The sequence below is a fragment of the Corallococcus sp. AB045 genome, from assembly GCF_003668895.1.
Classification (GTDB): domain Bacteria; phylum Myxococcota; class Myxococcia; order Myxococcales; family Myxococcaceae; genus Corallococcus; species Corallococcus coralloides.
Map to the genome: position 1 here is coordinate 58,586 of NZ_RAWN01000028.1, position 6,601 is coordinate 65,186.

The following is a 6,601-nucleotide window of genomic DNA, read 5'->3' on the forward strand; positions in this document are numbered from 1 at the left end:
CAAGTCCTGGGAACGGACCGGAGGGCGCGTGGGCCTGTGGTTGGGAAGAGACGGCGCCGGGGGAACCCCTGCGCCAGGAACCGCGCTGGAAACTATTGACCGACTCCAGAGCTGTCAAGGCATCCGTGCCTGGCTCTGTCCCGTTTTTCAGGGGGTTGCACTGGAGGGTGGGGGTATTGCGAACAGGGAATCCGCTATGTAGCTGAAATCCGGGCCTAATGGGGCGACGGATGCGCTCTCTTGCCGTGAACACGCGTCCCCGGGTTCCCCTTCCCGAGTGCGTGAAGCGGCCCTGTCAGGTGGTGCCGGTAGAGTGCTCCTCCTCCAACGCGGGGCGTGCGCAACTGGCCGCGCCCCTGAATTGGGGTAAGGACACCCGCCGTGGACACCTTCCCGAAAGCCGAAGCCCGCGCCCGAGCGCTCCGTCAGGAGCTGGCCCACCACAACCACCGCTACTACGTGCTGGACGCGCCGGAAATCAGCGATGCCCAATACGACACGCTGATGCGTGAGCTCCAGGGGCTGGAGGAGCAGTACCCCCAGCTGGTGACGCCGGACTCGCCCACCCAGCGCGTGGGCGGCGCGGCGGTGGAGGACTTCGGGCAGGTGGTGCACACCACGCAGATGCTGTCGCTGGCGAACATCTTCGATGACGCCGGGCTGACGGAGTTCGACGACCGCATCCGCAAGCTGACGGGCCTGTCGCAGGTGGGCTACGTGTGCGAGCCCAAGCTGGACGGACTGGCCATCTCCCTGCGCTTCGAGGACGGCCGCTTCGTGCAGGGCGCCACGCGCGGCGACGGCACCACGGGCGAGGACGTCACGGGCAACCTGCGCACCATCAAGAGCCTGCCCCTGGAGCTGTTCCCCCAGGACGGCGTGAAGGTGCCCAAGCGGTTGGAGGTCCGCGGCGAGGTCTTCATCCGCAAGGAGGACTTCCGCAAGCTCAACGAGAAGCGCGAAGAGGCGGGCGAGTCGCTCTTCGCCAACCCGCGCAACGCCGCCGCGGGCAGCCTGCGCCAGTTGGACCCCAGGGAGACCGCCGCCCGGCCCCTGTCCGTCTACCTGTATGAGTGCGTGCCCGGCGACGGCGTGCCCGCCTTCAAGACACACACGCAGAAGCTGGAGTACCTGAAGACGCTGGGCCTGCCCATCAACCGCTACCAGCACGCGGACGGGGCGGACGGAGTGCGCCAGCGCTACGACGAGTCCCTGAAGGGCCGCCACGCCCTGCCCTTCGAAGTCGACGGCATGGTGGTGAAGGTGGACGACGAGGACCTGCGCCGCCGCCTGGGCCAGGTATCCAAGAGTCCGCGCTGGGCGGTGGCCTACAAGTTCCCGCCGGAGGAGGAGTCCACCACGGTGGAGGACATCGGCATCCAGGTGGGCCGCACGGGCGCGCTCACGCCGGTGGCGCACCTGAAGCCGGTGAAGGTGGGCGGCGTGATGGTGTCGCGCGCCACGCTGCACAACGAGGACGAGCTGCGCCGCAAGAACGTGCGCAAGGGCGACACCGTCTTCGTGCGCCGCGCGGGTGACGTGATTCCGGAGATCGTCTCCGTGGTGCTGTCCAAGCGCCCGGAGGACTCCCAGCCCTTCACCTTCCCCACCCACTGCCCGGTGTGCCACGCGGTGGCGGCCAAGGACGAGGATGGCGCCATCATCCGCTGCACGGGCGCGTCCTGCCCCGCTCAGCTGGTGGAGAAGGTGCGCCACTTCGCCAGCCGCATCGCCATGGACATCGAGGGCCTGGGGGACAAGCTGGCCATGCAGCTCGTCACGTCCGGGCAGGTGAAGACGTTCGCGGACCTGTTCGCGCTCACCCGGGACTCGCTGCTCAAGCTGGAGCGCATGGGAGAGAAGAGCGCGGACAACCTGCTGGCCTCCATCGCGGGCAGCAAGGACACCACCCAGCGCCGCTTCCTGTATTCGCTGGGCATCCGCCACGTGGGCGACTCCACGGCGCGCGCCCTGGCGGAGTCCTTCCCAGAGGTGAAGTCGCTCTTCACGGCCAGCCTGGAGGACATCAGCCGGGTGAAGGACGTGGGTCCGGTGATGGCGCAGGTCATCCACACCTTCTTCCAGGAGCCCCAGAACCAGGCCACCATCCAGGCCCTCCTGGACGCGGGAGTCCAGCCGGCGCCCCCGGCGGTCGCCACGGGCGGCCCCTTCGTGGGCAAGACGGTGGTGCTCACCGGCACCATGGAGCGGCTTGCGCGCGAGCAAGCCAAGGAGGAAATCGAACGGCGCGGCGGTAAGGTCTCTGGAAGTGTCTCGCGCAAGACCGATTTCGTCGTCGCTGGCGAGGACGCGGGTACCAAGCTGAAGAAGGCGCAGGAATTGGGCGTAAGAATCCTGGATGAGCAGGCGTTCCTGAAGCTGCTAGAAGGGGATGCCAGAGCATGAGGCCAGAGGCATGAGCACGCAGCGCCGGGTGACCCTGCGCATCCAGGGCACGGTCCAGGGCGTCTCTTATCGGGAGAGCGCCCGCCAGGAGGCGCTGCGCCTCGGCCTGTCCGGCTGGGTTCGCAACCGGAGCGACGGCTCCGTGGAGGCCATGGTGGAAGGCGAGCCCGGCACTCTGGAAGACTTCATCCGCTGGTGTCACACGGGTCCCCGCATGGCGCGCGTCACGGACGTGGCGCGCACGGACGGGCAGGCCTCTGGCGAATTCCGCACCTTCACCGTGGAGCGCACATCATGACGCCCTACGCGCTGGCTTCCCTGCCGGCCATGCTGGGCATCCGGGCCGGCACCAAGGTTTCCGTCATCAACCCCCCGCGGGGCTTCGTGCAGAAGCTCAACCCGCTGCCGGACGGGGTGGAGTTCCTCGTCACGGCCCAGACGGGGCTGGACGTCATCCTCTTCTTCACCTCCGACGCCACGGAGCTGGTGCAGCGGCTGCCCGCGCTGTCGCGAGCCACCACCCTCAACGGCGGCATCTGGGTCTGCTGGCCCTCCGGCGAAAGCGTGAAGACGCGCCTGTCCGAGGACTTCGTGCGCCAGGCGGCGCTCGACATCGGACTGGTGGACAACAAGATCTGCATCATCGACGAGACCTGGACCGGCCTGCGGCTGGTGCGCCGTCCGCGCGGGAAGCTGGACAAGCCGGAAGGGCGCAAGCAGGCCCCCGCCCAGGCCTGAACGTCCGTTTCCGAGCGCCCGGGGACCCGCCGGGCAGGCCCGCCTTCCATCTGCCCGACAGTGGATGAACGGGCGCATCGGGCCTTTACACACCTGGAGGGGCGTGGAAAACTCTCCGTGTTTCTGGGCGGTTGTGTGACGCCCCGCGTTGGCGGGACATCACGCCCAGGCAGGAATTTCGACGGGTTGCGCTTCCGGATTCCTCCGGATGCCCCTGCTGCTCCGGGGCCCCCAGACACCCCCCCAAGGTGGCCCACATGACGGGCACCGACCGGGTGTGGAAGAGGGGGCGGACGGCACGGGCGTGGAGGAAGCCTCGAGCGCGTGAAGAGAAGCAGCCCCGCCCGGCACGGTGCCGGTCGCAATGCGGGGCGACATGAACTCGGAGGAGCAGGCGGCGATGTCCTCGGCCCCCATCCAGGTGATGCGTTCTCCCTCCGGGTATTCCGGAAGGCGTCCACACGCCGGGGGGCCGCTGGCCGCCTCTCCCCTCGCGGCGTGCTCGGAGGTGTGGCGTCTCGCCGCCTCCCGTCCGGTGAGGTCCCCCCTACCGCGCGCGCTACCAGGATTCATCCATGAGCAGTGTGCTCGTCATCAATGCCGCGGGTCGGGAGACCCGGGTGGCGCTCGTCGAGGGCGGCCATATCGCGGAGTTCTACCTCGAGCGTAAGAAGGACAAGGGCGTCGTCGGAAACATCTACAAGGGTCGTGTCGTCCGGGTGCTCCCGGGCATGCAGGCGGCCTTCGTGGACATCGGGTTGGAGAAGGCCGCCTTCCTGTATGTCAGCGACGTCGTCTACGACCCGGACTTCGCCCGCGCGCAGTTCGAGTTGACCGAGGGCGAGCACGAGGACGCCCCGGAGGTCCCCACCGAATCCGAGGCCGACGCCGTGGAGTTCGCGGCCTCCAACGTCCCTGACGCCACGCACGCGCTGCCCGCCGGCACGGAGGCCCCCGCGGCTTCTCCGGAGCCGGTGCTGGCGCACGACGGCGCGCTGGCGCTGGACGTCCAGGCCCAGGGCGCCCCGGCCGTGGAGTCGTCCCCGGAGGCGACGCCCGAGGCCGTGAAGCCGGCTCCGGAGGCCGCCCCGGCCCCGGTGGAGGCCCAGGCTTCGTCCGAGCCTGCCGAGCCCGCGGCGCCCGTGGGCGTCATCGCGGAGACCCCGGCTGAAGGCGCCACGTCGGAGTCCCCGGTCGAGGTGTCCACCGCCGCCGTGGCGGTGCCGCTGACGGAGAACGGCACGCCTCCGGTGGAGGCCTCCGCGGTGGTGCAGGAGACGCCCGCGGAGAGCGCCGCCGTCGCCGTCGCCGAGTCCGGCGTGGAGCCCGCGACGGAAGGCAGCGCCGCAGAGCCGCCGCCGCACGCGTCCGCCCTGGGCGAGCTCATCCCCTCCCCCGCCGCCGACGCCCGTCCCGCCGAGGTCTCCGGCGAGCGCCGCACGCCGCGTGAGGCGCGCGAGGCCCGCGAGCCGCGCAACCGGGAGGGCCGCGAGAAGGACAAGGACAAGGAAAAGGACAAGGACAAGGACAAGGACAAGCGCCGCCAGGAGCAGCCCCGCCGCGACAAGCGCGACGAGGAGAAGGAGAAGCCCAAGCAGCGCAAGACGGACAAGATTGAAGACCTGCTGAAGGTGGGCCAGGAGGTGGTGGTCCAGATTTCCAAGGACCCCATCGGCACGAAGGGCGCGCGGCTCACCTCGCACATCTCCATCCCCGGCCGTCACCTGGTGTTCATGCCCACGGTGGACCACGTGGGCATCAGCCGCCGCATCTCCAACGAGAAGGAGCGCCGCCGGCTGCGTGAAATCGTGGACCGGCTGCGGCCGCCCGGCACGGGCTTCATCGTGCGCACCGTGGCGGAGAACGTTCCCCAGGAGAAGCTGGAGAGCGACATCCGGTTCCTCATCGAGGTGTGGAACCAGGTGGTGCGCCGCAACGAGAAGCGCGGCGGACCGGGCCTGCTGCACCCGGACCTGGACCTCATCCTGCGCGCCACGCGCGACCTGTTCGCCCACGACGTGGAGAAGCTCGTCGTGGACGACGCGGAGGAGTACGAGCGCATCCAGGGCTTCGTCACCGCGCAGGACCCGGCGCTGCGCGACCGCGTGGTGCTGCACGAGACGGACGAGCCCGTCTTCGACGCCTACGGCATCGAGCAGGAGTTGCAGCGCGCCACCCAGCGCAAGGTGTGGCTGAAGAGCGGCGGCTACCTCATCATCGACCAGGCGGAGGCGCTCACCGCCATCGACGTCAACTCGGGACGCTACGTCGGCAAGAAGAGCCTCGAGGAGACCATCACCAAGATCAACGTCGAGGCGGCCAAGGAGATCGTCTACCAGCTCCGGCTGCGCAACATCGGCGGCATCATCATCTGCGACTTCATCGACATGGAGAAGGCGCAGAACCGCGACAAGGTCTTCAAGTCGCTGCAGGAGGCGCTGGGCCGGGACAAGGCCAAGACGAACGTGCTGCGCATCTCCGAGCTGGGCCTGGTGGAGATGACGCGCAAGCGCGTGCGCGAGTCCATTGGCCGCGTGCTGCACGAGGACTGCCCGTACTGCGACGGCAAGGGCTTCGTGAAGACGGCCACCACGGTCGCGTACGAAATCTTCCGGGAGATCCGCCGCGAGGCGCCGGGCTACAAGGACTCCACGCTCGTCATCAACTGCAACGCGGAGGTCGCGCGGCTGCTGCAGGGCGAGGAGCGCAACGAGCTGCGGCACCTGATGGACCGCTACAACAAGTCCATCCAGGTGAAGGCGCAGCAGAACTACCACCGCGAGCAGTACGACATCTACGGCCGGTCGGCCACGGGCCCCGAGCACAAGGTGGCCTCGTCGCCGGGCTCCGGTGACGGCGAGCTGGCGATGCAGCAGCGCCGCCCGGAGAGCAACTACGGCGGCGGCCGTCAGGACCAGGGCCGCCGTGGCGGTGGCGGTGGCCGGGACCGCGACCGTGAGCGCGGCGGCAGTGAGAACCGCGGCGGCGGTGAGAACCGCGGCGGCGGCGAGAGCCGTGGCGGGGGCGAAAGCCGTGGCGGGGAACGCGGAGGCGAGCGCGGCGGCGACCGTCGCGAGGGCCGGCGTCCCGAGCGCGGCGAGCGCGGCGGTGACCGCAACCGGGGTGGCGACCGTGAACGTCGCGGCGGTGGCGAGGGCCGTGGCGGCGAGCGCGGAGGCGGTTCCGGCGGTGGCCACAACGGCGGCAATGGTGGCGGCACTCCTCCCGCGGCGTCCGGCGGGGGCTCGTCCGAGCCGTCCGGCGGGAGCAGCGAAGGCTGAACGCTCGAGCGACGCCGGGCCATTGAGTCCGGACCGTGAGTGACCGCGAAGGCCCGGTGGGTGCATCCCGCCGGGCCTTCTGCATTGGAGCTGGAGCACGGCCTCCCGCATGGTGGTCAACCAGGCGGGCGAGGTCCGTGCATGTGCGGACAACGTCCGCTCGGGCGGGGTGGGAG

Annotated in this window: 4 protein-coding genes; all 4 read left to right on the plus strand. The window is 69.8% G+C overall.

All coding sequences use genetic code 11. The features are described from left to right. The first annotated feature begins 381 nt into the window (after positions 1–381). A complete protein-coding gene (gene ligA, locus D7Y21_RS09630) occupies positions 382–2,406 on the plus strand; it encodes an NAD-dependent DNA ligase LigA (RefSeq protein ID WP_121712688.1) in 2,025 nt (674 codons plus the stop codon). Between the two features lie 10 nt (positions 2,407–2,416). Beyond that, the gene (locus D7Y21_RS09635) at positions 2,417–2,704 is read left to right on the plus strand and encodes an acylphosphatase (protein WP_121712690.1); all 288 of its coding nucleotides are present in this window, start codon (positions 2,417–2,419) and stop codon (positions 2,702–2,704) included. Further along, complete coding sequence (locus D7Y21_RS09640; RefSeq protein ID WP_120566776.1) at positions 2,701–3,144, plus strand: DUF3052 family protein; 444 nt, start codon at positions 2,701–2,703, stop codon at positions 3,142–3,144. The genes D7Y21_RS09635 and D7Y21_RS09640 overlap by 4 nt, the downstream gene beginning before the upstream one ends. A 575-nt stretch (positions 3,145–3,719) precedes the next feature. Next, a complete protein-coding gene (locus tag D7Y21_RS09645; RefSeq protein WP_121712692.1) occupies positions 3,720–6,425 on the plus strand; it encodes an Rne/Rng family ribonuclease in 2,706 nt (901 codons plus the stop codon). Positions 6,426–6,601: the final 176 nt, after the last annotated feature.